Source organism: Actinoplanes sp. NPDC051343 (genome assembly GCF_044455125.1).
Classification (GTDB): domain Bacteria; phylum Actinomycetota; class Actinomycetes; order Mycobacteriales; family Micromonosporaceae; genus Actinoplanes.
On sequence record NZ_JBITEL010000001.1, the window covers coordinates 798630 to 823755 of the forward strand.

Consider the following 25126-nt stretch of genomic DNA (forward strand, 5'->3'; position numbering starts at 1 on the left):
CGCCGCCACGCCGCGCCCGCGCCGCTGTGGCGTGGGCGCGGCCGAGACCGACACGGGACCACGCACCTGCCCGGCTCGTCCGCTGGCCGCGACGGTCTGTGTCGGATTCGCCTCGAGGTGGTTCAGGCGAACAACGAGTTCCCGGGTGTGGGTCCGGCCGGTTGGCCGAGCAGTTGGCGCAGTCGAGCCAGTGAGCGGGCGCTCTGGGACGTCACTGTGCCGGTCGGCAGGCCGAGGATCTCGGCGACCGTCTCGACGCTGAGGTCTTCCCAGTAGCGCAGCACCACGATGGCGCGGTCCCGCGGCGGTAGCCGGCTGAGGGCGTCGATGAGTGTCAGACGCAAATCGGAGTCCTCACTCGTTCCCGGCACATCGCTGAACTCGGCGGTCACCACCTCGTGCGAACGCTTGGTCCGGTGGTGGTCCAGGAAGGCGCGGGAGAGCACCTGCCGGGCATAGGCGTGGGGGTTGTCGCGCCGGATGATCCGCTGCCACTTCGCGAACATCCGGGCAAGTGTCGTCTGGGTCAGATCGGCGGCCAGGTCCCAGTCGCGGCACAGCAGATAAGCGGTACGCCGCAACTGGCCCGCGGAGGCCCGGGCGTACTCCACGAAGTCGTCGTCGGCGCCGCTCACTTGGGGAACTTCGTCGACAGGTGCGGGAAGGCGGCGGCGCCCTTGTTGTTCAGCTCCGGGTCGATCTTCAGACCCCACCGGGGGTCCGCGCCCACTTCGGCGGCCTCGCGGGCGGTCAGGGGCTGCTTGATCCTCGTGCCGTCCACGATCGGGCAGTTGGCCAGGTCGAACTGCAGAAGGGTGTTGTCGGGGTGATGAACCCACACGATGGTGTGTTGGTAGCAGTTGCCGGGAACCAACTTGGTCATGTATTTCGTCCCGTTGCCGAGCGAGGTCCAGGTGCCGAGACTGGTGAAGTCGGACTCCTTGCGCGTCATCACGTGCAACCGGATCATGCCGGGCCCGTTACCGCGGTCGAGGAAGGTCTGCACCGACACATCGCCGTCCTCCGTGATGCCGGCGTTGTGGCTGGTCTTGCCCTTCGGCAGGTTCTGCAGCAGCAGTTCGAGCATGCCGGCTGGTGTGGCCTTGACCCGCTCGCCGCTGGCCGCGGCGGTCGGCTTGGAACTGCTCGCCGCCGCGGACGCGGCCGCCGCGACGACGGCCGCGGGCGCCGGTGCTTCGGTGCTGCGAACGATGGGGATCGCGGCCAGGCCACCCACAACGAGCACCGCCAAGCCGGCGCCGCCGACCCGGAGTCGCTTTGCCGTCCGCATCCGGCGGCCCTTGGCCACCGCCTGCCCTACGAGATCGCCGATCGGCGGCTCGGCCCACTCGATCGTCTGAAATTCCTCGCGCATGGGGTCATCCTCCAGGTCGCCAGCGGTTTCAGTGTCTCCACGGGCTGACTCGACCACCCTGTTTCATATGTGACGCAAGCCACATCGGTGATACGGCGGTGCCCGCTCGAGCACGACTCGAGGCGAGCGCCGAAACAGCCACCGATCGGGGAGCACACACCTCGGTCGATCGTCACTCCGCCACCGGCCGAGGGAGTGACCGCTGACGAGGCATCGCATGATCACCTGCCCGCTCATCGGCAGATCCGCGCACCGGCATCTGAGTCGCTTCATGATCGCTTGCGCGGAGAGCGAGCAGCTCTGGGACTACTGTCAGCAGGAATGCGAGATCAAGATCCACGAGTCGTGCCGGTTCTCGCGACCATCCCGGCCTGCAGAGCCGGCAATGCGGCGCCGAGACTCGCGACGCGATTCTGGACGGCAGGGTGCGGCCGTTCCCGGTCGAGGTCTCGACGAGCGGTCGGCTCGGTCTATGAGGCGGCTTCGGAGCTTTGACGTAGGCGCTCCCGCAAGAGGTCCTTGCGGACCTTGCCGGCCGAGTTGCGGGGGAGCCGGTCGATCACCTCAAGGCGGGACGGCTGGTACCACTCGGTCATGCCGGCCTCGGTCAGATAGTCACGCAGGGTGGAAAGGGTCGGCGGGGTGCCGTTCGGGACGATGACCGCGGCCGCCCGCTCGAACCCGGACTCGTCGAGGTAGCCGACCAGCGCTACGTCCTCGATCGCCGGGTGGCCGAGCAGGGCGTCCTCCACGTCGCCGACCGGGATGAGCAGTGCGCCGCCGATCCGGTCGGCCACCCGGCCGAGGATGCGGATGCCGCCCCGGCCGTCCGGGATCGCCAGGTCGCCGGTGTCGTACCAGCCGTCGTCGTGGTCGGCGAGCACGTTCAGTGCGCCGCTGTCGCGACCGAGCGTTGCCAGTGTGACTCCGGCGCCGCGTACGAAAAGCCGGGCCGGCCGTTCCGGGCCGATCGTCCCCTCGGTTTCCGGCCGGAGGTCGATCTCGAGGCCGGATCCGGGCGAGCCGTCGCTCTGCGTGCCCCAGTCGACCGGATCGCCGGCCCGCGTCCAGGTCTGGGCGGCGACCTCGGTCATCCCCCACAGCGCGCGCAGCGGCACACCGAGCGTCGCCGGCACCTCCCGCACGATCTGCTGCGGCACCGTCGTGGCCCCGGTGACAGCCAGTCGCAACGCTTCCGGCTTCTTTCCGGTACGGCGTACCTCGTCCACAAGAGCACGGAAGAACGTCGGCGCCGCGAACATGATCGTCGTGCCGGTCTCCCGCAGCAGGCGCAGCCCGCCCGGACCGTCCCACGTGTCCAGCAGCACCGAGGCGGCGCCGGTGAGCAGCGGCATCGTGATGCCGTAGAGGGTGCCACCGATGAAGGTCAGCGCGTGCGGAATGAACATGGTGTCGCCCGGCCCGATCCTCTCGGCCTCGGCGATCGGGGAGTTTCCGGCATAAATGGTGTTGAAGCTGTGCAGTACGCCCTTCGGTTCGCCCGAGGTGCCGGAGGTGAACAGCACCAGAGCCAGCCGGTCGGGGTCGCTGCCGGCATCGGCGAGGTCCATCCGATGTGTCGCTTCCCAGGGCGTACGTTCGAAATAGTGGTGGAAGTCGATTTGCGCGCCCTGCGCACGGCCGATGACGACCCGGTGCTCGACCGCAAGCCCGTCCAGCGCCTCGGCGTGACCGAAACCGGCCCACTCGTCGACCGTCACGCAGACCTTCGGGGCCAGCCGGGCGAACATCCGCTCCAGTTCGCGGGTGCGGATCGTCGGCAGGATCGGCGCGGTCACCGCCCCGATCCGCGCGCAGGCCAGCATCAGGGCGTTCACCTGCCAGAAGTTCGGCAGCCACACGGCGACCACGTCACCCGCCCGGACGCCGAGCGAGTGCAGGGCGGCCGCGAACCGCTCGACCCGGCCGGCGTACTGACCGTAGGTGAGCCGTTCCGCCTCGGCGCCGTCCCGGTACTGGATGATCGCGGTCGCGTCGGGCTGCTCGGTGGCCCAGCGGCGAAGGTCGCCGACCGGGCCGTGATCGCGCCAGAGGCCGGCGGAGTGATAGCGGCGGATCAGATCTGCGGGGGCGCGGAAATCGCCCAGAACATCGGTCACGTCCGAAACGACGCATCAACCGCCAGTTGTCTCACCGGCAGTCTGGTATCTCACAGACGACAGGCAACGGATCCGGGTCCGCAGACGTCTTCAGTGGCGTGACCTTGCGGCACCAGAACCGTCCGTGACGGCGTCGTGACGGTCCATCGACCGGGGTGAGGGAGTTATCGACCTGAGCGCGAATGATCCCTAGAATGCCGCCAGTCGTAGTCCTCTCCGGCCGCACCACCCCTCACCTCTTCGTCGAGAGAGAGTCATGGTTCATCGACGCAAAGTCATCGCCACCGCCGTCGGCGTCGTCGGCGCGGCAGCCGGTCTCACGATCGCCGGCTGCTCCTCGCCGGGCAAGGCGAAGAGCGGCGGCGGCAGCGCCGGGTCCACCCCGGCGGCCGGCTCCTGGCAGACGCCCGACACGGTGCCGGTCAGCTTCACCGTGAGCCCGAAGACCGGCGCCACCAAGGTCTCCCCGACCGAGTCGGTCACGATCGCGGTCGAGGGCGGCAAGCTGCAGTCGTGCAGCGTCGTCGCCGGCGGCAAGAAGGTCGCCGGCCAGGTCGACAGCGACTCCGGCACCTGGAAGTCGACCGACGACCTCGACTACGGCAAGAAGTACACCGTGACCGCGTCGATCCAGGACAGCACCGGCGCCGTGGTGAAGAAGACGTCGACCTTCACCACGCTCAAGCCGTCCCACACCGCCGGCATCACGTTCCAGGCGAACGGGATGGGCGTCCTCAAGACCGGCGGCACGTACGGCATGGGCCAGCCGGTGATCGTGGCGTTCGGCCACTCGATCACCGACAAGGACGCCGCCGAGAAGGCGATCACCGTCGACACGTCCCCGTCGGTCGAGGGCAAGTTCCACTGGGTGAGCAACTCGATCGTGCACTGGCGCCCCGCGAAATACTGGGCCAAGGGCACGACGGTCAAGGTCAGCGTCAAGGCGTTCGGGGTCAACCTCGGCAACAACGTCTACGGCGCGGCCAACCGGTCGACCCACTTCACGATCGGGCGCCAGCTGCTGGCGATCTCCGACAACAGCACGCACCACACCAAGGTCTACATCGACGGCAAGCTGGTGCGGGACATGAAGTGCAGCAACGGCCGCGGCGGCTACACCAAGGGCGCCAACGGCCAGTCGATCCACTTCTGGACGCAGGAGGGCCCGCACGTGGTGCTCTCCAAAGAGGCGACGCACACGATGAGCTCGGCCAGCTACGGCCTGACCGATCCGAAGAACCCCAACTACTACGCGCCCGAGGTGGTCAAGCTTTGCACCCGCATCTCCTACTCGGGTGAGTTCCTGCACGCCGCGCCGTGGAACCACGTGCTGGGCTCGGCCAACATCTCGCACGGCTGCATCAACCTGAGCGAGACCGACGCGAAGTGGGTCTACGACAACTTCCTGATCGGCGACGTCGTCGACGTCCGGCACACCCCGAAGCCGCTGCCCCTCACCGACGGCCTCGGTGACTGGACGGTCAGCTTCGAGAAATACGGTAAGTAGTCGCTCTTTGAGCAGCTCGTCATCCCGCGGTCTCTGATCTGATGAAAGTCATGACGACTTTCCCACCCGAGCGGATCGACGAGCTACTGGCGAGCATGTCGGCCGAGGAGAAGGCGGGCCAGCTCACCCAGTACTTCTACTTCAAGCTGCCGGCCGGGGCCCAGCCCGACCCCGCACTGGGTCTCGACACCGAGAGCCAGCCCCGCGCGGTCGAGGAGGCGCTGAGCCGCGGGGCGGCCGGGGCCCTGCTGTTCGTCACCGACCCGGCGGAGATCAACCGGCTTCAGCGGCTGGCGGTCGAGGGCAACCGGCACGGCATCCCGGTGCTGTTCGGCTTCGACGTCATCCACGGGCTGCGCACGATCTTCCCGGTGCCGATCGCGATGGCCGCCTCCTGGGACCCGGAGATCATCGAGCTCGGGCAGCGGGTCGCGGGCCGGGAAGCCCGGGCGGTCGGTATTCACTGGGCGTTCGCGCCGATGGTCGACATCGCGCGCGACCCGCGGTGGGGCCGCATCGTCGAGGGCGCCGGTGAGGACCCGGTGCTCGGCGCGGCGGTGGCGGCGGCGCAGGTCCGCGGATTCCAGAGCCCGGACGGCATCATCGCCGGGCCCAAGCACTTCGGGGGGTACGGCGCGGCGCTCGGCGGACGCGACTACGACGAGGTCAACCTCTCCGAGTACGAGCTGTGGAACGTCTACTTCCCGCCGTTCCAGGCCGCGATCGAGGCCGGGGCGGGCAACGTGATGACGGCGTACATGCCGCTCAACGGGGTGCCCGCGACCGGCAACCGGTGGCTGTTCACCGAGGTGCTGCGGGAGACGTGGGGCTTCGACGGGTTCGTCGTCAGCGACGCCAATGCGGTCCGCAACCTGGTGACCCACGGCTTCGCGCGCGACCTCGCCGAGGCCGGGGCGCGGGCGGTGAACGCCGGCGTCGACATGGAGATGGCGATCGCGGATCCCGCCTATGCCCATCTGCCGGGAACGATTGACGAGTTGACCCTGAACGCGCGGGTCCGAAAAGTCCTCGAGGCGAAATTGCGGTTGGGTCTGTTCGACGACCCGTACGTCAATGAGGAGACGGCCCGTCAGGTGCTCGCCGACCCGGACCACCGCCGGGTTGCCCGGGAGGCCGCGCAGCGGTCGGCGGTGTTGCTGCGCAACGAGGGCGACCTGCTCCCCCTCGACGCCGGCACGCTGGGCTCGATCGCCGTGCTGGGACCGCTGGCCGACTCGAAGCGCGACACGCTCGGGCCGTGGGTGTTCGATTTCGATCTCGACGAGACGGTGACCGTGCTCGACGGGATCCGCGCGGTGGCCGGGGATCGCGTCACCTATGCGCCGGGCATTCCGGTCGCGCAGCGGACCTTCCCGTCCATGTTCGACATGTTCGGGGGCAACGCGCCGAGCGACCCGCCCGGATTCGATGCCGAAGCCGAACTCGCGCGGGCGGTCTCGCACGCGGCCGCCGCCGAGGTCGCGGTCGTCGTGGTCGGCGAATGGCAGAACATGATCGGGGAGGCGGCTTCGCGGTCGTCGCTCGATCTGCCGGGAGCGCAGTTGGAGCTGATCCAGGCCGTGGTGGCGACCGGGACGCCGACCGTGCTGCTGGTCATGAACGGGCGGCCGCTCGACCTGCGGTGGCCGGCCGAGAACGTGCCCGCGATTCTCGACATCTGGTACCCGGGCAGTCAGGGCGGCGCGGCGGTGGCCGATCTGCTGTTCGGCACGGTCTCACCGGGTGGGAAGCTGCCCTTCACGTGGCCACGGACGGTCGGGCAGATCCCGATGATCTATTCGCACACCCGGTCGCACGAGCCGGACAACCAGAAACGGCGGTACTGGGACGATGCGTCGACGCCGTTGTTCCCGTTCGGACACGGGTTGAGTTATGGCCGGTCCGAGTTCTCCGACCTCGCGATCGGGCCGGTCGTCGACGGCGTGGTCGAGGTTTCCGTCACGGTCGGCAATTCGGGTGCTGTTCCCGCCGACGAGGTGGTCCAGCTCTATCTCCACCAGCGGCACGGCTCGGCGGCCCGGCCGGTGCGGGAACTCAAGGGCTTCCGGCGGGTGACGGTGCCGGTCGGCGGCTCCCAACGCGTCTCGTTCTCGGTCGGGCCCGAGCAGCGGCAATATTGGCTGAACGGCTGGCTGAACGAGTCGTCCACCTTCGACGTCTGGGTCGGCGGCAGCTCGGCCGCGTCGCTGGGCGGCAGCTTCGACGTCGTCGTGTAGCGGCTGGCGTTATATCGCCTTGCGCTGGGCCGAGCCGAGCCTGCTGGTGCTGGCCAGCCTGGCCGACGGGGCGAAGCACGGCTACGCGATCACCATCGACGTCGCCGAGCAGGTCGGCGTCACGCTCGGGCCAGGCACGCTCTATGCGGCCCTGACCCGCCTCGAGGACCGCGGTCTCATCGAGGCGCTGCCGCCCGAGGGGCGACGCCGGCCCTACCGCCTGACCGCGGCCGGTGCGGCCGAACTGTCCGCCCAGGCCACTCGGATGCAGCGGCTGGCCACGTTGAGCCTGGGCCGCCTCCGGCCCGGTCCGGCGCCGACATGACCCCGCTCGTCCGGGTGCTGGTCGCCTGCTATCCGGCCGCCGGGCTGTTCACCGTGGCCGGCCTCGAATTCGCCAAGCTGGCCGAGGCTTCGGCGGCCGGGCCCGCGGCCCGTACGTGTTGCTCGTGACCGCCGCCGCGGTGGCTCTGCTCGCGCTGCTGGTCGCCGCGGCGCCGGCGGCGACCGACCGGCACGCTTGGAAGTACGCCGTGGTGCCGGTGGTCGGCGCCGCCCTCTGGTTCGGTGTCGTCCGGGTCGCCGTGGCAACCGCCGGCGGCGAGGCCGGAAACGCCGCCGGGTTCGCTGTGATCGCCGGGACCGGCATCGTGGTGGTGGCGGCGACGGCATGGGCTGCCGCCACGGCCCTGCGGCGGGTGCCGACCGGCGGCCCGGGCGTGGTCGCCCGGCCGATGGTGGCCGCGGGCATGGCGGTCGCCACGGTCGCGGCCCTGGTCTGGGGTCTTCAGATCCGCTCGCAGCACCCGTCCGCTCAAGGCTTCCTGGGCGGCCCGTTCATGCCCAGCTGGATCGCCGTGGTCGCCGCCCTCGCCGCCGCGACCGCCCTGGCGGGATCCGCCGCCCGGCGGCGGCCGGTCTGAGCCTCTCCCCTACCCACCTTCCGGCACCTCCGCCGGGAAAGGGCGATGCCCCATGCCCACCATCCAGGCCGAGGCGCTCTGCAAGCGCTATCGCCGCCACCAGGCCGTCGACGACCTCACCTGAAACTGCTCTGGTCGGCCGCCCGCCGCACCTGGCCGCCGCCCGGCCTGACCGACGCCCTCGACCTCGCCGGTCTCGGCCCGGCGATCGACCGCCGGGTCAAGCGCTACTCGATGGGCATGCCCTCGCCGTGGCGATCGGCTTCGTCGTGCTGGCCAGCGTGGTGAACGGACAGGGGGCCCTGCACGCGGTCGCGGTCGCCTTGCCCGTGCACTACTGGCAGAACTGGACCGGGTTGTTCGACCCGGCCGGCGCGAGCGGGATGGGCCTCGGCGCGGTCGTCCAGGTGGCCACCGTCGGGGTGTGCACGCTCGCCTGCTGGGTGATCCTGCACCGCCGCGACCCGGCCGCCTGAGCGAGGTGTGATGTCCAGCGAGGTTGTTCAGTGGGGTGATCGGTAGCAGCTTGCCGATAGGCGACGCGGGAGTGGTCGTCGACGACGGTGGTGGTAGTGGTGGTGGTGGTGGAAGAGGCGGTTCGCTCGCTGCCGGACCAGGACGGCCAGGCCGAGTTGGTCGGCGATCGGACCGGCGCCCAGCGCCGCATACGCCGCATACGCCGCAGGTGCGGGATTTTGCCTCTCATCGCCGCCGGGGTCCGGCCCGGTCGCGACGAGCGGTCGTGCATGCTGAGTTCGCCTGCGGTGCGGTAGCGGTCGGCCCATCGCGGCGGTACGCCAGGACACGCCGAAGCGTTCGGCTGCTCGTGCGGGTGACCAACCGCCTTCGACGATCAGACGCGCCAGCCGCAATCGCGCTCGGAGGGCCTCCAACGTGGTGTGTGGCGTCTTAGCAACTCCGCTGCACCGTTGGAGGCCTTCGTCCGTTCACTCGAGTGGTCGCACCTCCTCGACCGACGTGCCCGGACATCACACCTAGGGAGTGATCAGCATGCGGGCGATGCGATCGCCGGCGAGGTGGAAGCGGATGTCGCTGGTGCCGTTGAAGCCGCCGCCGGTGACGTGGAGGGTGACGATCCAGTCGTCGCCGTCGGGGCGGGCGCCGCCCGGCTCGAAGTGTGCCCGTTTGCCGATGTTGTCGGTGGAGTCCCACGAGCGTATGCCCTCATGGCCGTGGAACTTGCGTCCCCAGTCCTCGAGGTAGGCGTCGTCGGTGAAGGCGGACACGAACGCGTCGGAATCGCCGGCGTTCGTGGCGTCGACCATGCGCTGGACGGGTGCCGGGATGTCGGTCATCCACCGATCATGCCGTACCCAGCCCGAACGAGGGGCCCAGCGACCGGGCGACCGCGGCGCATCGCAGCAGCGGCAGGTGCAGCTGTTCCTCGGTGAACCGGAGCAGGGAACAGTGGTTGAGCGGGCGGTTGACGGCGATGTGCCGCAGCTTGGACGACATCACCAGGGTCGGGATGTGGTTGCTGGTCGAGGTTCCCTCGTCCCACGTGACGACGATGGTGAGGCGGCCCGACCGGTAGTCCGGCCCGGCCATGATCTGCGGGAGCCAGGTCTGCAGCCAGCGGTCACCCGCGCCGACCAGATCGGGACTGCACCCGGCGGCGCCGTGCATGTCGTGGCAGGCGTCGGGGCTGACGAACGAGAACGCGGGCAGCGAATCGTGCAGGGCCGCGATCGGCACGGTCCAGTGTCGGCAGGCAGCGCGGACGTCGAGATAGTAGGCCGCCGGGACGTGCCGCACCAGGTAGCGGCCGTGACCGGTCAGCGCGCACGGGCCGGGCTCGGCCTCGGCGTAGTCCCGCCACTCCCGCCCGGACGCGCTCACCTGGTGGAAGATGTTGTCGCCGGTCAGCGGGTGCACCTTGGGGTCTTTGTCGTCGCAGATCCCGGCGGTGGTGCCGCTGGTCATCAGGATGTAGGCGGCCAGCGAGGGGCAGTGCGCCGGATAGCCGGCGTCGTAGTCGACGGCCGTGCCGTAGTCGGCGGCGAGCCGGTTGAGGTAGGGCGCGTGCGGGTTGCCGATGATCTGGTCGTAGCCGTGGTTCTCCTCGGCGATGATCATCACTTTGCGGCCGGCGTCGGGTGCGGGCGTTTCCGACGGGGAGGCATGAACGGGCGGGGAGGCATGAACGGGCGGGGAGGCATGAACGGGCGGGGAGGCGTGAACGGGCGGGGCCGAGCCGGAACCGCAGGCCGCGACCAGGGCCATCCCGGCCAGCAGGCCGGCAAGCGCACTCTTGCACAGGCGTGAACTCACGGACCGACGCTAACCTCGCGATCCTGAAGAACCGCTAAACCGGGCACCCGTGTCGGCCGACGTTCCGAATCGGGCCGACGCGACAGCCACCGGCTCAGCCCCGGTCGGCGGGCGCCGGAGTGCGCCGCCGGCTGCGGAGGAACTCGATGACGACCGGGATCACCGAGACGGCGACGATGCCGATCAGGATCAGCTCGATGTTCGACTTCACGAACGCGACCTGGCCCAGGAAGTATCCGAGGATCGTGACCCCGCAGCCCCAGGCCACCCCGCCGGCCACGTTGTAGCCCACGAACCGCCGGTAGTGCATGCCGCTCGCACCGGCGACGATCGGTGTGAAGGTCCGCACGATCGGCACGAAACGGGCGAGCAGGATCGACCGCGCACCGTACCGGTCGAAGAAACCCGCCGCCCGCTGCAGGTTTTCCTGTTTGAACAGGCGCGAGTCGGGCCGCCGGAACAGCGCCGGCCCGAACCGCCGCCCGAACCAGTAGCCGAACTGGTCTCCGAGCGCGGCCGCGACCGAGACCAGCGCACACATGAGCCAGAGCGGCTGGTGCAGGAACCGCCCGTCGGCGATCAGCAGCCCGGTGGTGAACAGCAGCGAGTCGCCGGGCAGGAAGAACCCGATCAGCAGGCCCGACTCGGCGAAGACGAGCACCAGGATCCCGATCAGGCCGAACGTGGAGATCAGCCACTGCGGATCGAGGAACGTCGGCATCGGCATCCTTCAGCTCGGGGCGGGTCCACGCAGAGAATGACCGTTGGGCAGACCGCTAAACCTACGAAATGTAGGCCCACAGGATCGGGCCGGAGTCCTGAAAATCAGCTGAGCGGCAGCCGGATCCGCATGGCTGCGCCCTCGGCCAGGTCATCGACGGTCAGCGTGCCGCCGTGGGCGGTCACGATGTCGCGCGCGATGGCCAGCCCGAGCCCGCTGCCACCGTCGGTCCGCGAGCGGCTGTCGTCGAGCCGCACGAAGCGGCCGAAGATGCGGTCCCGGTCGGCCGACCGGATCGGCGGCCCGTCGTTGGCGATGACGATCTCGGCAGTCTCGCCGACCGCGGCGACGGCCACGGTCACGGACGAAGACGCGTGCCGGGCCGCGTTGTCGAGCAGGTTGCGGACCGCCCGCAGCAGCGCGTCGGCGTCGCCGGTGACGCGGACCGGGTCGAGGGTCACGGTCAGCGAGAGCCCCGGACGCTCCAACCGCAGCCGCTCCCGCTCGGTGTAGACGATGTCGTCCAGGTCGACGTCCTGCACGCGGCGGCGCAGCGAACCCCCGTCGTCGAACCGGGCCAGCAGCAGCAGGTCTTCGACCAGCCGGGCCATCCGGGCGCTCTCGGTGCGGATCCGGCCGACCGACCGGGCGGCCGTCGACGGCAGGTCGGCCCGATCGAGCAGGTCGGCGTTGGCCTGCACGGTCGCCAGCGGGCTCCGCAACTCGTGGCTGGCGTCCCCCACGAACCGCTTCTGAGCGGCCGAGGCCGCCTCGATCCGGTCGAGCATCGTGTTCATCGTCTCGGCCAGCGCCGCGATCTCGTCGCCGGCCGCCGGGACGGGCAACCGCTCGTGCAGGTTGCTGGACGTGATCAGGGCGGCCTGCCGGCGCATCGCCTCGACCGGCCGGAGCGTGCGCCCCACGAACAGGAACGTCGCCGCGCCGACCACGGCCGCCAGCAGGGGCAGCCCGAGCGCCAGCACCGCCGCGATCGCGCCCATGTCGTCGTCGACCGAGTCGAGCGACTCCCCGGCCAGCACGGTCCGCACGCCGACCGGCGTCTGCACGGTCAGCACCACGATGCGGAACGGGTCGTCGTGGTCGCCCGGCAGCCAGTGCTCGTCGGTCCGCCGCGCGCCCACGCCCGGGCGCAGCGGCGAGATCGGGCCCTGGCCGGCCAGCGCGTCCGACGCCGCGACGACCGTGCCCGACCCGTCGAGCACCTGCACCACCGTGTGGTCGCGCGCCGACGGCCGGAGCAGCGAGGACAGGTCGGCACCGCCACCGGCCAGCGCGGCCGCGAGACGCGAGGCCCGGTCGTCGACCGCGGTGTTCACATTGTTGACGAGGATGCCCCGCGCGATGATGAGCAGCACCGCGCCGGCGATCAGCGAGGCCACCGCCACGACCACGGCGGCGGCCAGCGCCGAGCGCAGCCGGACGCCCAGTCGGGCGGCCAGTCGGCGGCGCAGCGAGACCAGCATGGCCGCCACGGTATCGGGCCGCCGGGACAATGGACGGCCGTATTCAGCACATCTTCAGCTACCCCCGGGGCACCCTGGAACCATGCGCGCTCTGGTGGTCGAGGACGAGGTCGCTCTGGCCGAGACGATCCGCGACGGTCTCGCGGAGGCCGGTTTCGCGGTCGATCTGGTCCACGACGGCATCGACGGTCTGTGGCAGGCCACCGAGACCCCCTACGGCGCCTACGACGTGCTGATCCTCGACATCATGCTGCCCGGGCTGAACGGCTACGAGGTCTGCCGCACGCTGCGCACTCGCGAGGTCTGGACGCCGATCCTGATGCTGACGGCCAAGGACGGGGAGTACGACCAGGCCGACGCCCTCGACCTCGGCGCCGACGACTACCTCACCAAGCCGTTCTCGTTCGTGGTGCTCATCGCCCACCTGCGCGCGCTGATCCGCCGCGGCGCGCCGGAACGGCCGGCCGTGCTCAGCGCCGGCGACCTCACCCTCGACCCCGCCGAGCGGCGCGTCGCCCGGGCCGGGACCCCGATCGCCGTGACGCCGCGCGAGTTCGCGATGCTCGAATTCCTGATGCGCCACCGCGGCCAGGCGATGACGAAGACCGCGATCCTCGAGAACGTCTGGGACGCCCACTTCACCGGCGACCCCAACATCGTCGAGGTCTACATCGGCTACCTCCGCAAGAAGATCGACCACCCCTTCGACCGGCAGACGATCGAGACGGTCCGCGGCGCCGGTTACCGCATCGCCGACGGCGGCTGATCCGTTCAGGGTTTCCTCAGCCGGTCGCGCCCACCCTCCTCGACCATGCAGAACCCGATCGTCGTCGTCTCGGCGAGCATCGGGGCCGGCCACGACGGCGCGGCCTCCGAGATCACCCGCCGGCTGCGCACGTCCGGCTTCGCCGTCCGGCGCGCCGACTTCCTCGAGTTGCTTCCGGCTGGGTGGGGGCGTGCGCTGAGGCAGATGTACGCCCGGCAGGTCACCTGCTTCCCGAGGAGTTGGTCCTGGCTGCTTGGGGCGGCCGGTCAGCCCCGGGCGGCCCGGTCGGCATCCTGGCTGTCCGCCGAGGCGACGCGGAGCCGCCTGCTGGCCGTCACCGGCGTGAACCCGGCCGCGGTGGTCTCCACGTACCCGTTGGCCAGCCAGGCAATCGGCCGGCTGCGCCTCGCCGGGCGTCTGAACGCACCGACCTTCGCGGTTCTGACCGATCCGTGGGTGCATCCGCTCTGTGTGGCCCCCGGCATCGACCTGCACCTGGCGCCGAACGACGAGGCGGCCGCGGTGGTCCGCGAGGTGCACGGCCGGCCGGTGACGACGGTCGCCCCGGTCGTGAGCCCGGTGTTCCGGCCGGCCGGCGACGCCGCAGCGGCCCGCCGCCGCCACGGCCTGCCCCCGGACGCCCGCCTGGCCGTGGTCGTGGCCGGCTCCTGGGGGGTCGGCGACGTCGAGGCGACCGTCCGCGACCTGCTCGCCGGCACCGACACCGTCCCGGTGGTGCTCTGCGGCCGAAACGCCGCCCTGCGTTCCCGTTTGGCCGCCACCGGTCGGGTAATCGCCCTGGGATGGGTCGACGACATGCCTTCCATGCTCCGGGCCGCCGACGTGGTGGTGCAGAACGCGGGCGGCCTGACCACGCTGGAGGCCCTGGCCAGCGGTGTTCCGGTCATCAGCTACCGCTGCCTGCCCGGCCACGGCGTGGCCAACGCCGCCGCCCTCGAACGCCTCGGCCTGGTCCCGTGGCCGCGCTCGCGGGACGCGCTCGCCGCCGCGTTGGAGGCGCAGCGGCCGGCGGCCGCCCTGGCCCGCATGGCCGCGGCCCCCGAACCCGCGGCCCTGATCCGCTCACAACTCTTCCCCCAGGCCCCGGAGGCGGTTCCGGCATGAGACCGGCCCACGGCACCCTCGCCCGCATCAGCGCCGCCCCGGCGGCAACGGCGTGAGCCTCGCCCGCACCACCATCGAGTCCCTTGTCCAGCCGGTGCCGGCCGCGGCGGCGATCGGGCCGTTGCGCCGGCGGTTCCTGCCCCGGCTGTCCGGTCTCGGCCGGCCCGGGCATGTGGCGCTGACCTTCGACGACGGCCCGCACCCCGACGCCACCCCGGCGCTGCTCGACCTGCTCGACCGGGCCGGCGTCCGGGCGACGTTCTTCCTGCTCGGCCACGCGGTCGACGCCGAGCCCGCGATCGCCCGCGACATCGCCGACGCCGGCCACGAGATCGGCGTCCACGGCTACCATCACCGGTTGCTGACCGGGCGCGGCCCGACCGCCACCCGGGAGGACCTCGACCGTGGCACCGCGACCATCACCGCCGTCACGGGCGTGCACCCCCGCTGGTGGCGGCCGCCCTACGGGGTGGCCAACACCGCCGCCCTCCTCGAGGCCCGCCGCCTCGGGCTGCAGCCCGTCCTCTGGAGCACCTGGGGCCGGGACTGGACCGCCGGCTGCACGCCCGACTCGGTCTATCGCAGCGTGCTGCGCAAGCTCGACCGCGGCGGCACGATCCTGCTGCACGACAGCGACTCCCACGCCGCCCCGAAATGCTGGCTGGCCATGCTCGGCGCGCTGCCCGCGATCCTGACGACCTGCCGCGCCCGCGGCCTCGAGGTCGGGCCGCTGGCCGATCACGGCCTCTGACCGTTCAGCGTTTTCTTACCGCCCGGCCATCAGCCTGTCAGCGTGAATTACCAGATCTTCGAGCTGCTCAACTCCCAGGCCGGGCGCTGGCCGCTGATCGACCACCTCATGCGGTGGTCGGCGCTCTACCTGGTCTTCCTGGTGTTCTCGATCGGCGGCGCGGTCGTGGTGCACGCGCTGACCCGGCATCGGATCCGCCCGGTGGTCAGCCTCGCCTCGACGCTGGCGCTGGCCTTCGGGCTCTCGGTGATCCTCGGCCACGCCAGCCACGAGCAGCGACCGTTCCAGGATCACCCGGTGCGCCGGCTGATCGAGCACTCGCCGGGCGTCTCGATGCCGAGCGACCACGCGACCGCCGCGTTCGCGATCGCCTTCGGCGTTCTGGTCTTCCTGAGCCGCCGGGCCGGCCTCGCCCTGACCGTGCTCGCGCTGCTGATCGGCGTGGCCCGCGTGTGGTGCGGCGTCCACTATCCGGGCGACATCCTGGCCGGGGCCGTCATCGCTGCTCTGGCGACGCTCACCGCGTACGTCGTGGGAAGCGGCCCGAAGGCCGCCGATTCAGCGTCTCTTCAGGATCCGCCCTTCACCCTGGCCCGCCGTGACCCTCGCTGACCGCGTCCAGCCCGCCCGTCCCGCCCACCTGATCGCCAAGGTCCCGCCGGTGACCGTCCTGTTCTGGATCATCAAGGTGCTGACCACCGGGATGGGCGAGACCGCGTCCGACTTCCTCGCCCGCACGATCGACCCGCCGATCGCGGTGGCCGCGGCCGCCGCCGTCCTGGCCGTGGCGCTGACCGTCCAGCTGCGTGCCCGCCACTACCGCGCGAACGTCTACTGGTTCGCCGTCGTGATGGTCAGCGTGTTCGGCACCATGGCCGCCGACGTGCTGCACGTCGGCCTCGGCATCCCCTACACGATCTCGACCACCGGCTTCGCGATCGCGCTGGCGGTGGTTCTGGCCGCCTGGTACCTCAGCGAGCGCACCCTGTCGATCCACACCGTCACCCGCGGCCGCCCCGAACTGTTCTACTGGGCGACCGTGCTGGCCACCTTCGCCCTGGGCACCGCCGCCGGCGACCTCACCGCCACCACCTTCGGCTGGGGCTACCTGCTCTCCGGCCTGGTCTTCGCCGCCGCCATCGGCGTGCCCGCCCTGGCCTTCCGGGCCCGCCGCCTCAACGCGATCGCCGCCTTCTGGACCGCCTACGTCATCACCCGCCCGCTCGGCGCCTCCTTCGCCGACTGGATGGGCGTGCCGGTCGCGCGCGGCGGCCTGGGCTGGGGCACCGGCCCGGTCACCGCCCTGTGGGCCGCCGCGATCGTCGCCCTGGTCGCCGTCAATCGTTCCGGGCGACCTCCGGTCCGGTGATCCGGCGGAGCAGCGGCAGCGTCGAGCCGATGATGGCCAGCGACGCCGCCAGCCCGATCACCACGATGGCGTAGTAGGACAGCCCGGGCGGTCGGAGCGTGTAGTCCATCTGGGCCTTGAGGAACAGTTGGGCGGCGACCAGCCCGAGCCCGATCGCCACCACGGCGACCAGCACGAGCGGCACGGCACTCTCGAAGGCGACGACCGTACGCAGCATCCGCAGCGGCACCCCGGTCAGCCGCAGCAGGCTGAACGGCCGCTTCCGCTCGGACAGGCCGCCGATCACGCTGACCGCGAGGCTGCAGCCGGCGATCGGCAGGCTGGCCAGGCTCACCACGTACGCCAGGCGGCGGAACTCGACCGACGTCTTGGTCGAGTCGGTGGCCCAGTCGTCGCGGGTGCCCGGCGAGAACGCGACGGTGGGGAACGCCGTGTCGAGGATCGTCCGGACCGTTTCGAGCGTCGCCCTCGAACCGTCGGTGTCGGCAGCAACCGCGGCGATCGGCAGCGTCGCGAGCTTCTCCCCCGCGACCCCCGTGGTGGGCCACACCGGGGCGGAGACCTTCGCGGCGCTGCCGAAGCGTGGATCGAAGAACACGTCGACGTTGGCGGTCGTGGCGCCCGGCGTGCACGAACCGAGCTGCGGGTCCTTGGCCAGCTCGGCGCAGGTCGTCAGGCCGTCGTAGTCGCCGGACAGGAACCGTCCGGTCGGGTCCTCCGGGTTCTTCCGGAGCACGAGGACGCCCCGCACGCCGGCGGTCGAGGACAGGTCGTCGACGACCGAGGCGGGCAGCGACGTCATCGGCGCGCGGTCGAGGCGTTCCACCATCACGGTGCGCGCGGCGCCCGGCAGGTCACTGCCGCGCTCCGCGTTCAGCGTGGTGAGGATGCCGACCGACACCGTCGTGACGAACAACCCGACGACCAGGCCGCTGATCGCCCGGAACGCCGCGCCCGGGTTGTCGGCCAGCCGGCGCGCCGCGATCAGCGTGGCCGGGCGCCGGGACCGCCGGGCCAGCGTGCGGGCGGCCACCATCGTCACCCACGGACCGGCCAGGACGAGGCCGGCCATCACGGTCAGGATGCTGGGGAGGAACACCTCGACCTGATGAATGCTGCCGTCCGGCACCCCGTGCAGCATGAAGAAGGTGAGGACGGCCAGGCCGATCGGTGCGACCGCGAGCCGCCAGGCCCCCGGCGGCCGTGGCGTGGTGCGGCGGGTGACGCCGAGGGGCGAGATCTTCACCCGGCGCAGGGCCAGCCGGGCGGCGACCGCGGCCGCGACCGGGATGCCGAGGGCGACCGCGACGATCGCGATCGGCCCCAGGTAGACGTCGGAGACGAAGAACGACTGGCCGGTGAACGGGATCCCGGCGAACTGCGCGCGCAGAGCGTAGAAGATCGGGAAGCCCACCGCCGTACCGATGAGAGCCGCCACGGCCGTCTCGGCCGAGGCGATCGTGGAGACCTGTCGCGGGGTGGCGCCGACGAGCCGCATCGCGGCGAACCGCTCCTCCCGGCGCGCCGCGGTCAGCCGGGTCGCCGCGCCGATGAAGATGAGCACCGGGAACAGCAGCGCCGCGATGACGACTCCGAGCACGAGCTGGAATCCGGACGCCCGCATGCCCACGGCGCAGCCCTGGCAGTCGCGCGGCAGGGTGGTCGCGATCCGGGTGACCCTGGTGACGTGCGGATCCGCGGCCATCTCGGCCTCCGAGTGCCCGACCACGACGATCAGCGAATCGGGTGACTGCAGGGCCGCTTTCCCGATGACGCCGGCCAGCCGGGCCGGATAGCGGTCGGCCAGCTGAGCCGCTGGATGCTCGGCGATGAGGCGGGCCATCTTCGGCGAGGCGAAGTATTCGCCCGGCCCGGGCAGCGCCGGGATGCCCGGCGGCACCGGCGAACCGAGGCCGGTCGCGGCGACGTCGACCTGGGCGATCGGCGCGCCGGCGAAGTAGTCCTCGCGCAGGTCCCACAGCGTCGGCGCGACACCGTTCGAAGCCGTGGAATCGGTGTTGAGCCAGGCGTACCGGTCGCTCTGGGCGGTCACCGCGTGCAGACCGCCGACCGTGGCCAGCAGCAGGGCGACGCCGAGCGCGACGGCCGCGGCGATCGTCAGCAGCCGGACCAGTGCCTCGCGGCCGCCGGCCACGGCCAGCCGCAGCCCGAAGCGGATCATTTCCGCTCTCCCACGGCGACGGCGACCCGGCCGTCGCGGACGATGACCTCGCGGTCGGCGTACGCGGCGACGCGCGGCTCATGCGTGACCAGCACGACGGTCGTGCCCTGTTCCCGGGCGACGCCGACCATCAGGTTCATCACCTGCTCGCCGGTGAGCGAGTCGAGCGAGCCGGTCGGCTCGTCGGCGAACAGCACCCGCGGCCCGGCGACCAGCCCGCGGGCGAGGGCGATCCGCTGCGCCTGGCCGCCGGAGAGCTCGCCCGACCGCCGCCCGCCCAGGCCGTCGAGGTCGAGACGTCCGAGCCACTCCCGGGCCGTCCGCAGCGCGGCACTTCTCCGCTCCCCGCCCAGCAGCAGCGGCAACGCGACGTTCTCCTCGACGGTCAGCTCGGGCACCAACTGCCCGAACTGGAAGACGAACCCGAACCGGTCGCGCCGCAGCGCGCTGCGCGGGGTCTCGGGCAGCAGATCGATGCGGTGCCCGTCGAACCACACCTCGCCCGAGCCCGGCACGAGAATGCCGGCCAGGCAGTGCAGCAGCGTCGACTTGCCGGACCCGCTCGGCCCCATGACGGCGACGATCTCGCCGGCGGCCGCCTCGAAGTCGGCGCCCCGCAGCGCCTGCGTCTCGCCGAACGCCATCGTGATGTCGCGGGCCTCGATCAGGGCGGTCACCTGCGCACCTCCTTGGCCAGCGCGTCGAGCCGCGCGACGGTCATGTCGATCCAGCGCAGATCGGCCTCGAGGTGGAACAGGCCGTGGTCGGCCAGCATGCCGTCGACCAGCCCGCCGGCGCGCTTGAGCGCGGTGAGCTCCCGCATGCGCTGCAGGTGGGCCCGGCGCTGGGTGTCGAGGTAGGACTCGGCCGGCCGGCCCAGCATCAGCGAGAGCACGACCTTCGCGAACAGCACCGTCTGCAGGTGTGGCTCGGGCGGCACGGGCTCGGCCAGCCAGGCGTCGACCTCGGTGGCGCCGACCTCGGTGATGACGTAGCGCTTGCGGTCGGGGCCGTCGCCGGGCGCGACCTCGTCCATCACCACCTTGCCGTCGCGGGTCAGGCGGGCAAGCGTCGAGTAGACCTGCCCGAACGGCAGCGTCTTGCCGCGGCCGAAGTAGGTGTCGTAGTCACGTTTCAGGTCGTAACCGTGGCTCGGCTCGCGTTCGAGCAGGCCCAGCAGGGTCAGCGGAACACTCATGCCGAGACCATACACCGGGGGTATACACCGCGTACATAGTGTCGAGTCAGTAGCCCGTGACGGTAGGCGTCCAGCGGCCGACCGAGGTCTGGCCGTACGCATCGGTGATGCGGTAGCGGATCGCCGGCACCGCACCGCTGAAGCCGCGCCGGGGCGTGAAGATCAGGAATCCCTCGGCGTCGATCAGAGTGGGGTCCATCGGCCGCCCCGGCACGACGGCGACGCCCGAGATCGCGGCGACGGAGAACTCACCCTGCGGCGGTTTCAGGTTCTGCCCGTCGACGTAGCCGTGGCTGCCGTCGACCGGAAGCGGGAAGCCGACCTGCTGCGGCGCCCGAGCCGATCCGGACGACTTGAGGTCCGGGGTCCGCGGCGGCGGGGGCAGCGTGACGGTCGCGGCGTACGTGCCGGTGCGGCTCCGCCCGCCCGGCCCGCTGAGGCGGAGCGTCACCGGCGTGGCCGTACCGAGGTAGCCGGCGTTCGGCGTGAACGTGACTCCCGTCGGCGAGTCCTGACTGTAGAAGCCCTCCGGCACCAGCACCGTGTCGACGTACTCCGGCGCCCGCCCGTCGAGCGAGAGCCGCCACCCGGCCGGCACCGCCACGGCGACGGTCTGTTTCCGCAGCCCCGCCCCGGTGGACGTCAACGGCGGCAGGGGGGAAAAGGCGGCCCCCGCCGGGGCAGGCCCGACGACCGCCCCGGCCAGCAACGCCGTGACGACGAACTGCTTCAAAACGCTCATATAGGGATGATATGCACCGCGGACACTGAACTATTACCTCAGGGTATTCTCTCAGGTAATAGTTGAGCGTAGGGTTCGCCTGGTGAACGTTCCCTCGACGATCCTGGCGCTGCTCGAACCCGAGCCCAGCCACGGCTACGAGCTCAAACGCGAATACGACCACTACTTCGCGGTCAGCGGGCGCCCGCTCTCGATCGGCCACCTCTACGGCACACTGTCCCGCCTCGAACGGGACGGGCAGATCGAGGTGCTCGGCGCCGAACCGGGCGAAGGTCCCGACCGCAAGCGGTTCGTCATCACGCCCGCCGGTGTCACCCAGGTCGAGCAGTGGCTGGGCGAACCCGAGCGGCCGGAGCCGATGCTCCAGGCCACCCTGTACGTCAAGGTCGTGCTGGCGCTGCTCTCCGGCCGCGCGGCCGGAGAGCAGCTCGAGGCCCAGCGCCAGGCCCACCTCGACCGGATGCAGGAGCTGACCGCCATGCGCAAGGCGGGTCCGCTCGACCGCACGATGCTCGCCGACTACGGGCTCTTTCACCTCGAGGCCGACCTGCGGTGGATCGACCTCACCGTCGCGCGCCTGGAACAGCTGGGAAAGGAGCTGTCCCGATGATCGTTCTGAAGGCTGCGGATCTGACCAAGTCGTACGGTTCGACCCCGGCGCTGCAGGGCGCGAGCCTCGAGGTCGAACGCGGCGAGATCCTGGCGTTGATGGGACCGAGCGGCTCCGGCAAGTCGACGATGCTGCACTGCCTGGCCGGCATCTTCAAGCCGGACAGCGGCGAGGTGTGGTTCGAGGGCCGGCGGGTCGACACGATGGGCGACCGGGAGCGGACGGCGTTACGACGTACGGCGTTCGGCTTCGTCTTCCAGTTCGGGCAGCTGGTGCCCGAGCTCACCGCGGCCGACAACATCGCGTTGCCGCTGCTGCTGGACGGCGTCCGGCGCCGCACGGCGTACGCGAAAGCGGGCGACTGGTTCGCCCGCCTGGGCCTGGAGGGACTCGAAGGCCGGCGCATGGGTGAGCTCTCGGGCGGCCAGGCCCAGCGGGTCGCGGTGGGCCGCGCGCTGGTGACCGGGCCGGCGGTACTCTTCGCCGACGAGCCGACCGGCGCCCTCGACTCGCTGACCAGCGAGAACGTGATGGACCTGCTCGTCGACACGGTGCGCGCCGAGGGTTCCACGGTGGTGCTGGTCACCCATGACGCCCGCGTCGCCGCCCACGCCGACCGGCGGGTCACGGTCCGCGACGGCAAGGTCGTGTCGGGGGTGCGGGTCTGATGTTCCGCCTCGGCTTCCACCTGACCCTGCGCAGCGGCCGCGAAGGCCTGGTACGCCTCCTGATCACCACGGTCGCCGTCGGCATCGGCGTCGGGCTGCTGCTGTCGGTGCTCGCGATGTTCCACGCCTACCGCACGACCATCGACCGGCCCTGCTGGGAGTGCACCGACAAGGCGTCGGCGTCCGGCTCCCTGCTCTGGAACTACAGCCAGGACTACTACGGCGGGGCCACGATCGAGCGGCTCGACGTCGCCACCCTGGCACCGGGTGCGCCGACGATGCCCGGTCTCGCGCACATGCCGCCGGCCGGCCAGTTCTTCGCCTCCCCGGCCCTCGCCAAGCTCCTCGCCGAGGCACCGGGAGACCGGCTCGGCGCCCGGTTTCCGGGCACGCTTTCCGGTACGGTCGGGGCCGCCGCCCTGGACAGCCCCGACGAACTGGTCATCGTCGTCGGGCGCCCGGCGGCCGACCTGCAGGCACTCCCGCAGACGATCCGGGTCGCGTCGGTCGACGCCGACCCGCGCGGTCTCGGAACCTCGCCGTTCTACCAGTTCGGGTTCGCGCTCGGCACGGTCGCCCTGCTGGTGCCGATGATGGTGCTGATCGGCAACGCCACCCGCATCGCGGCCGCCCGGCGCGAGGAGCGGTACGCCGCGATGCGCCTGGTCGGGGCCACCCGCCGGCAGATCGGCCTGTTCGCGTCGATGGAGTCCATCGTCGGTGCCGTCGCGGGGGCGGTGCTCGGCATCGGGTTCTATGCCGTACTCCAACCGGGCCTGGCCCGGATCCCGTTGCTGGGCTTCCGGTTCTTCCCGCCGAGCATCACCCCCACCGGCTGGGGGATCGCCGCCGCGCTGGTGGTCGTGCCGGTCGCCGCCGCGGCCGCCGGGCTGGTCGCGCTGCGGCGGGTCGGCATCTCGCCGCTCGGCGTCTCCCGCCGGGTCACCCCGCCCGCGCCCCGCGCCTGGCGGATCGCCCCGCTGATCGCCGCCCTCGGCGTGTTCGCCGTCCCGCTGACCGCCGACCCGGAGAAGCAGCGGAACTCGCCCGGCCTGGCCGTCGGCAGCCTGATCCTGGTGATGCTCGGGCTGCTGATCGCCGGACCGTGGCTGGCCATGATGTCGGCCCGCCTGCTCGCCCGCTGGTCGGGCAGCGGCTCCGGCCTGCTCGCGGCCCGCCGGCTGGCCGACAACCCGCGGGCCGCGTTCCGGGCGGTCAGTGGCCTCGTCCTGGCCGTCATGGTCGGCACCGCGCTGGCCGCGATCGTGCCCGCCGCCGTCGCCTCGGAGAAGGCCGGCGGCAGCGGCTCGCTTTCCGGCGTGCTCCGCGTCGGCTTCGTCAACGGCGACCGTCATACGAAAGGGCCCGTCCTCGGGCTGGCCCCGGCCGACGCCGAGCCGCTGCTCGCCGCGGTCGCCGCCGTCCCCGGAGCGGACCCGATCCCGCTCTATCACCCCGCGGGCGCCGGCGACGGACCGGCCACGGTCGTCCGCTGTGCCGATCTGGCGCGGCTGCCCGCCCTCGGCACCTGCCCGGCCGGCGCGGCCACCGTGCTGCTCGACACCGGGGCCATCTACACCGACAACATCTCCGCGCTCGACCGCCTGCTGCCGCTGCCGACCAGCCCCGCCCGCGTCGACGACCCGTCCCGCCTGCTCCTGTCCGACCTGCTGGTGCGCACCGACGGGCCGGGCACCCTGGAACGGGTCCGGACGGCGCTGAGCCGCTACTCCGGGGTCATCGACCCGTTCGAGTCGCCGATGACGTTCGGCGAGGTCGGCCACGTCCGGGCCGAGCTGTACGACGACATTCAGCGCGTGGTGATCCTCCTGGCCGCCCTCACCATGCTGATCGCGGGCAGCAGCCTCGCCGTCGCGGTCGCCGGCGGCCTGGTCGAGCGCAAGCGGCCGTTCACGCTGCTTCGCGTCAGCGGAACGGCCACCGGCGTGCTCTATCGGGCCGTGGTGCTGGAAACGGTTCTGCCCCTGCTCGCGGCCACGATGGTCGCCGTCGGGGCGGGGCTGCTCCTCGCGTACCCCATAGCGCGCGCCCTGGCGCCCAGCCGGCACACCGCCGTCCTTCCGGACACCGGTTTCTATCTCATCCTCAGCGCGAGCCTCGCCGCGGCGCTGACGTTGATCGCCGCCTGCCTGCCGATCCTCGGCCGGCTGACGGCGACCCGCAACGTGCGCTTCGAATAGCTACGGGCGTACGGCCTGGGCGTGGAAGAACTGCGTCCCGTACGGAATGTTCCTGGGCGTGTAGGCGATGCGCCCCGCGCAGAGCCCCCGCGCGGCGAGGTCGCTCGCGATCATCGGCACGGCGTCGATGGTCGCGGGCGGCCAGTCGTGCATGAGGATGATGCCGCCCGGCTGCAGGGTGTGCGCGGCCGCCGCGATCTGCTCGGCGGTGGCGCCGTTCCAGTCCTGCGAGTCGACCGTCCACAACACCTCCAGCACCCCGATGCGGCTCTCGTCGGCCCGCACCTGGTCGTCGGTCTCCCCGAACGGGGGCCGGAACAGCGTCGGTTCCCGCCCGGTGACGTCACGCAGCACCCACTGGGTGCTGGCGATCTCCTGGAAGGCGGCCGGCTCACCGATCTGCGTCAGGTGCGGGTGGGTGAACGTGTGGTTGCCGACCCACATGCCGGCCCGCAGCTCCTCGCGCACCAGCTGCGGCCGGTCGAGCGAGTTGTTGCCCTGGTCGAAGAAGGTGGCACGCAGGTGGTTGGCGCGCAACGCGGCGAGCAGCTGATCGGTGGTCGCGCTCGGCCCGTCGTCGTAGGTGAGGCCGACATAGCCGTTGCGGCAGGGCTTGGCCTCGGCGGCGGTCTGGGCCCGCGACCCGGTGGTGAATCCGAAGACGGCGAGCGTGGACGCGGCAAGCAGAGCGGTGATTCGGAAGCGTAGACGGTGGACGGTCATAGCTCCTCCTCCGTGGACGAATGTTTCGGAACTATCGAGGGAGCGATCCCCTAGCAGGCTAGGGATCTCAGCGAAAGCCGTCAATGTGGCATCCGAAACTACCGGCATCCGGCTCGTAACTTACGAAACTAT

The 25126-nt window shown here is 71.4% G+C and carries 25 protein-coding genes and 2 pseudogenes; 14 read left to right on the plus strand and 13 right to left on the minus strand.

The genetic code is table 11. From position 1 onward, the window contains the following. Positions 1-122: 122 nt before the first annotated feature. From ACIA5C_RS03420 to ACIA5C_RS03430, 3 genes are all read right to left on the minus strand, one after another. The gene (locus ACIA5C_RS03420) at positions 123-635 is read right to left on the minus strand and encodes a SigE family RNA polymerase sigma factor (protein ID WP_396050761.1); all 513 of its coding nucleotides are present in this window, start codon (positions 633-635) and stop codon (positions 123-125) included. After that, on the minus strand, positions 632-1375 hold the full coding sequence (locus tag ACIA5C_RS03425; protein ID WP_396050764.1) for a hypothetical protein: 744 nt from the start codon (positions 1373-1375) through the stop codon (positions 632-634). Before ACIA5C_RS03425 ends, ACIA5C_RS03420 begins: the two co-directional genes overlap by 4 nt. 470 nt (positions 1376-1845) lie before the next feature. Beyond that, on the minus strand, positions 1846-3495 hold the full coding sequence (locus ACIA5C_RS03430) for an AMP-binding protein (protein WP_396050765.1): 1650 nt from the start codon (positions 3493-3495) through the stop codon (positions 1846-1848). A 256-nt stretch (positions 3496-3751) separates the two neighbouring features. Between ACIA5C_RS03430 and ACIA5C_RS03435 the strand changes: the two genes are divergently transcribed. The 6 genes from ACIA5C_RS03435 to ACIA5C_RS03460 all read left to right on the plus strand — a co-directional run bounded on the left by ACIA5C_RS03435 (position 3752) and on the right by ACIA5C_RS03460 (position 8638). Continuing rightward, complete coding sequence (locus tag ACIA5C_RS03435) at positions 3752-5002, plus strand: Ig-like domain-containing protein (protein ID WP_396050767.1); 1251 nt, start codon at positions 3752-3754, stop codon at positions 5000-5002. 50 nt (positions 5003-5052) lie between these two features. After that, a complete protein-coding gene (locus tag ACIA5C_RS03440) occupies positions 5053-7239 on the plus strand; it encodes a glycoside hydrolase family 3 N-terminal domain-containing protein (protein ID WP_396050769.1) in 2187 nt (728 codons plus the stop codon). Between the two features lie 19 nt (positions 7240-7258). After that, positions 7259-7564 (plus strand): PadR family transcriptional regulator, encoded by a 306-nt coding sequence (locus ACIA5C_RS03445; RefSeq protein WP_396050770.1) that lies wholly within the window; start codon positions 7259-7261, stop codon positions 7562-7564. Further along, the gene (locus tag ACIA5C_RS03450; protein ID WP_396050772.1) at positions 7561-7692 is read left to right on the plus strand and encodes a hypothetical protein; all 132 of its coding nucleotides are present in this window, start codon (positions 7561-7563) and stop codon (positions 7690-7692) included. The genes ACIA5C_RS03445 and ACIA5C_RS03450 overlap by 4 nt, the downstream gene beginning before the upstream one ends. Further along, positions 7689-8162, plus strand: coding sequence for a hypothetical protein (locus ACIA5C_RS03455; RefSeq protein ID WP_396050775.1), 474 nt, complete (start codon positions 7689-7691; stop codon positions 8160-8162). Before ACIA5C_RS03450 ends, ACIA5C_RS03455 begins: the two co-directional genes overlap by 4 nt. Before the next feature lie 251 nt (positions 8163-8413). Beyond that, positions 8414-8638, plus strand: a complete 225-nt coding sequence (locus ACIA5C_RS03460) for a hypothetical protein (protein WP_396050778.1) — start codon at positions 8414-8416, stop codon at positions 8636-8638. A 108-nt stretch (positions 8639-8746) separates the two neighbouring features. Here ACIA5C_RS03460 and ACIA5C_RS03465 read toward each other — a convergent pair. The 5 genes and pseudogenes from ACIA5C_RS03465 to ACIA5C_RS03485 form a co-directional block, all read right to left on the minus strand. After that, positions 8747-9055: pseudogene (locus ACIA5C_RS03465) on the minus strand (helix-turn-helix domain-containing protein); the annotation flags it as partial. A gap of 102 nt (positions 9056-9157) precedes the next feature. Further along, positions 9158-9478 (minus strand): nuclear transport factor 2 family protein, encoded by a 321-nt coding sequence (locus ACIA5C_RS03470; protein WP_396050782.1) that lies wholly within the window; start codon positions 9476-9478, stop codon positions 9158-9160. A gap of 7 nt (positions 9479-9485) precedes the next feature. Beyond that, positions 9486-10454 carry an alkaline phosphatase family protein gene (locus ACIA5C_RS03475; RefSeq protein WP_396050785.1) on the minus strand — a complete coding sequence of 323 codons (969 nt, stop codon included), beginning with the start codon at positions 10452-10454 and terminating at the stop codon, positions 9486-9488. A gap of 9 nt (positions 10455-10463) precedes the next feature. Beyond that, positions 10464-11181, minus strand: a pseudogene (locus ACIA5C_RS03480) (DedA family protein). Between the two features lie 98 nt (positions 11182-11279). Continuing rightward, positions 11280-12659, minus strand: a complete 1380-nt coding sequence (locus ACIA5C_RS03485; RefSeq protein ID WP_396050788.1) for a sensor histidine kinase — start codon at positions 12657-12659, stop codon at positions 11280-11282. A gap of 82 nt (positions 12660-12741) precedes the next feature. On the opposite strand from ACIA5C_RS03485, the gene ACIA5C_RS03490 reads away from it, so the two are divergent. From ACIA5C_RS03490 to ACIA5C_RS03510, 5 genes are read left to right on the plus strand one after another with little or no spacing between them, the layout of a single operon-like run. Beyond that, positions 12742-13425 carry a response regulator transcription factor gene (locus ACIA5C_RS03490; RefSeq protein WP_396050790.1) on the plus strand — a complete coding sequence of 228 codons (684 nt, stop codon included), beginning with the start codon at positions 12742-12744 and terminating at the stop codon, positions 13423-13425. Between the two features lie 45 nt (positions 13426-13470). Further along, positions 13471-14550: a glycosyltransferase gene (locus ACIA5C_RS03495; protein WP_396050791.1), complete on the plus strand. Its 1080-nt coding sequence runs from the start codon at positions 13471-13473 to the stop codon at positions 14548-14550. Positions 14551-14602: 52 nt separating this feature from the next. Beyond that, positions 14603-15301 carry a polysaccharide deacetylase family protein gene (locus ACIA5C_RS03500; protein ID WP_396050792.1) on the plus strand — a complete coding sequence of 233 codons (699 nt, stop codon included), beginning with the start codon at positions 14603-14605 and terminating at the stop codon, positions 15299-15301. A 42-nt stretch (positions 15302-15343) separates the two neighbouring features. Further along, entirely contained in the window at positions 15344-15913 is a 570-nt protein-coding gene (locus ACIA5C_RS03505) for a phosphatase PAP2 family protein (RefSeq protein ID WP_396050794.1), read from the plus strand. Next, positions 15900-16670 carry a hypothetical protein gene (locus ACIA5C_RS03510; protein ID WP_396050796.1) on the plus strand — a complete coding sequence of 257 codons (771 nt, stop codon included), beginning with the start codon at positions 15900-15902 and terminating at the stop codon, positions 16668-16670. The genes ACIA5C_RS03505 and ACIA5C_RS03510 overlap by 14 nt, the downstream gene beginning before the upstream one ends. Here the strand turns inward: ACIA5C_RS03510 and ACIA5C_RS03515 are convergent. From ACIA5C_RS03515 to ACIA5C_RS03530, 4 genes are read right to left on the minus strand one after another with little or no spacing between them, the layout of a single operon-like run. Continuing rightward, positions 16639-18852, minus strand: coding sequence for an FtsX-like permease family protein (locus ACIA5C_RS03515; RefSeq protein ID WP_396050798.1), 2214 nt, complete (start codon positions 18850-18852; stop codon positions 16639-16641). The two genes, ACIA5C_RS03510 and ACIA5C_RS03515, sit on opposite strands and share 32 nt — an antisense overlap. After that, entirely contained in the window at positions 18849-19529 is a 681-nt protein-coding gene (locus ACIA5C_RS03520) for an ABC transporter ATP-binding protein (protein WP_396050800.1), read from the minus strand. Before ACIA5C_RS03520 ends, ACIA5C_RS03515 begins: the two co-directional genes overlap by 4 nt. Next, entirely contained in the window at positions 19526-20050 is a 525-nt protein-coding gene (locus ACIA5C_RS03525) for a PadR family transcriptional regulator (protein ID WP_396050802.1), read from the minus strand. The genes ACIA5C_RS03520 and ACIA5C_RS03525 overlap by 4 nt, the downstream gene beginning before the upstream one ends. A gap of 46 nt (positions 20051-20096) precedes the next feature. After that, on the minus strand, positions 20097-20792 hold the full coding sequence (locus tag ACIA5C_RS03530; RefSeq protein WP_396050804.1) for a hypothetical protein: 696 nt from the start codon (positions 20790-20792) through the stop codon (positions 20097-20099). An 82-nt stretch (positions 20793-20874) separates the two neighbouring features. Between ACIA5C_RS03530 and ACIA5C_RS03535 the strand changes: the two genes are divergently transcribed. Genes ACIA5C_RS03535 through ACIA5C_RS03545 form a run of 3 tightly spaced genes read left to right on the plus strand, consistent with a single transcriptional unit; the run spans position 20875 to position 24271 of the window. Continuing rightward, the gene (locus ACIA5C_RS03535; protein ID WP_396050805.1) at positions 20875-21402 is read left to right on the plus strand and encodes a helix-turn-helix transcriptional regulator; all 528 of its coding nucleotides are present in this window, start codon (positions 20875-20877) and stop codon (positions 21400-21402) included. Next, positions 21399-22070 carry an ABC transporter ATP-binding protein gene (locus ACIA5C_RS03540; RefSeq protein ID WP_396050806.1) on the plus strand — a complete coding sequence of 224 codons (672 nt, stop codon included), beginning with the start codon at positions 21399-21401 and terminating at the stop codon, positions 22068-22070. The genes ACIA5C_RS03535 and ACIA5C_RS03540 overlap by 4 nt, the downstream gene beginning before the upstream one ends. Then, entirely contained in the window at positions 22070-24271 is a 2202-nt protein-coding gene (locus tag ACIA5C_RS03545) for an FtsX-like permease family protein (RefSeq protein ID WP_396050808.1), read from the plus strand. The genes ACIA5C_RS03540 and ACIA5C_RS03545 overlap by 1 nt, the downstream gene beginning before the upstream one ends. On the opposite strand, the gene ACIA5C_RS03550 is transcribed toward ACIA5C_RS03545, so the two are convergent. Then, positions 24272-24994 (minus strand): polysaccharide deacetylase family protein, encoded by a 723-nt coding sequence (locus ACIA5C_RS03550; protein WP_396050810.1) that lies wholly within the window; start codon positions 24992-24994, stop codon positions 24272-24274. Between the last annotated feature and the right edge of the window lie 132 nt (positions 24995-25126).

Coding starts and splice junctions, on each gene's coding strand:
- ACIA5C_RS03425 (WP_396050764.1), bottom strand. CDS start 1,375: ATGCGCGAGGAATTTCAGACGATCGAGTGGGCCGAGCCGCCGATCGGC.
- ACIA5C_RS03435 (WP_396050767.1), top strand. CDS start 3,752: ATGGTTCATCGACGCAAAGTCATCGCCACCGCCGTCGGCGTCGTCGGC.
- ACIA5C_RS03440 (WP_396050769.1), top strand. CDS start 5,053: ATGACGACTTTCCCACCCGAGCGGATCGACGAGCTACTGGCGAGCATG.
- ACIA5C_RS03450 (WP_396050772.1), top strand. CDS start 7,561: ATGACCCCGCTCGTCCGGGTGCTGGTCGCCTGCTATCCGGCCGCCGGG.
- ACIA5C_RS03470 (WP_396050782.1), bottom strand. CDS start 9,478: ATGACCGACATCCCGGCACCCGTCCAGCGCATGGTCGACGCCACGAAC.
- ACIA5C_RS03485 (WP_396050788.1), bottom strand. CDS start 12,659: ATGCTGGTCTCGCTGCGCCGCCGACTGGCCGCCCGACTGGGCGTCCGG.
- ACIA5C_RS03490 (WP_396050790.1), top strand. CDS start 12,742: ATGCGCGCTCTGGTGGTCGAGGACGAGGTCGCTCTGGCCGAGACGATC.
- ACIA5C_RS03495 (WP_396050791.1), top strand. CDS start 13,471: ATGCAGAACCCGATCGTCGTCGTCTCGGCGAGCATCGGGGCCGGCCAC.
- ACIA5C_RS03515 (WP_396050798.1), bottom strand. CDS start 18,852: ATGATCCGCTTCGGGCTGCGGCTGGCCGTGGCCGGCGGCCGCGAGGCA.
- ACIA5C_RS03525 (WP_396050802.1), bottom strand. CDS start 20,050: ATGAGTGTTCCGCTGACCCTGCTGGGCCTGCTCGAACGCGAGCCGAGC.
- ACIA5C_RS03530 (WP_396050804.1), bottom strand. CDS start 20,792: ATGAGCGTTTTGAAGCAGTTCGTCGTCACGGCGTTGCTGGCCGGGGCG.
- ACIA5C_RS03540 (WP_396050806.1), top strand. CDS start 21,399: ATGATCGTTCTGAAGGCTGCGGATCTGACCAAGTCGTACGGTTCGACC.
- ACIA5C_RS03545 (WP_396050808.1), top strand. CDS start 22,070: ATGTTCCGCCTCGGCTTCCACCTGACCCTGCGCAGCGGCCGCGAAGGC.
- ACIA5C_RS03550 (WP_396050810.1), bottom strand. CDS start 24,994: ATGACCGTCCACCGTCTACGCTTCCGAATCACCGCTCTGCTTGCCGCG.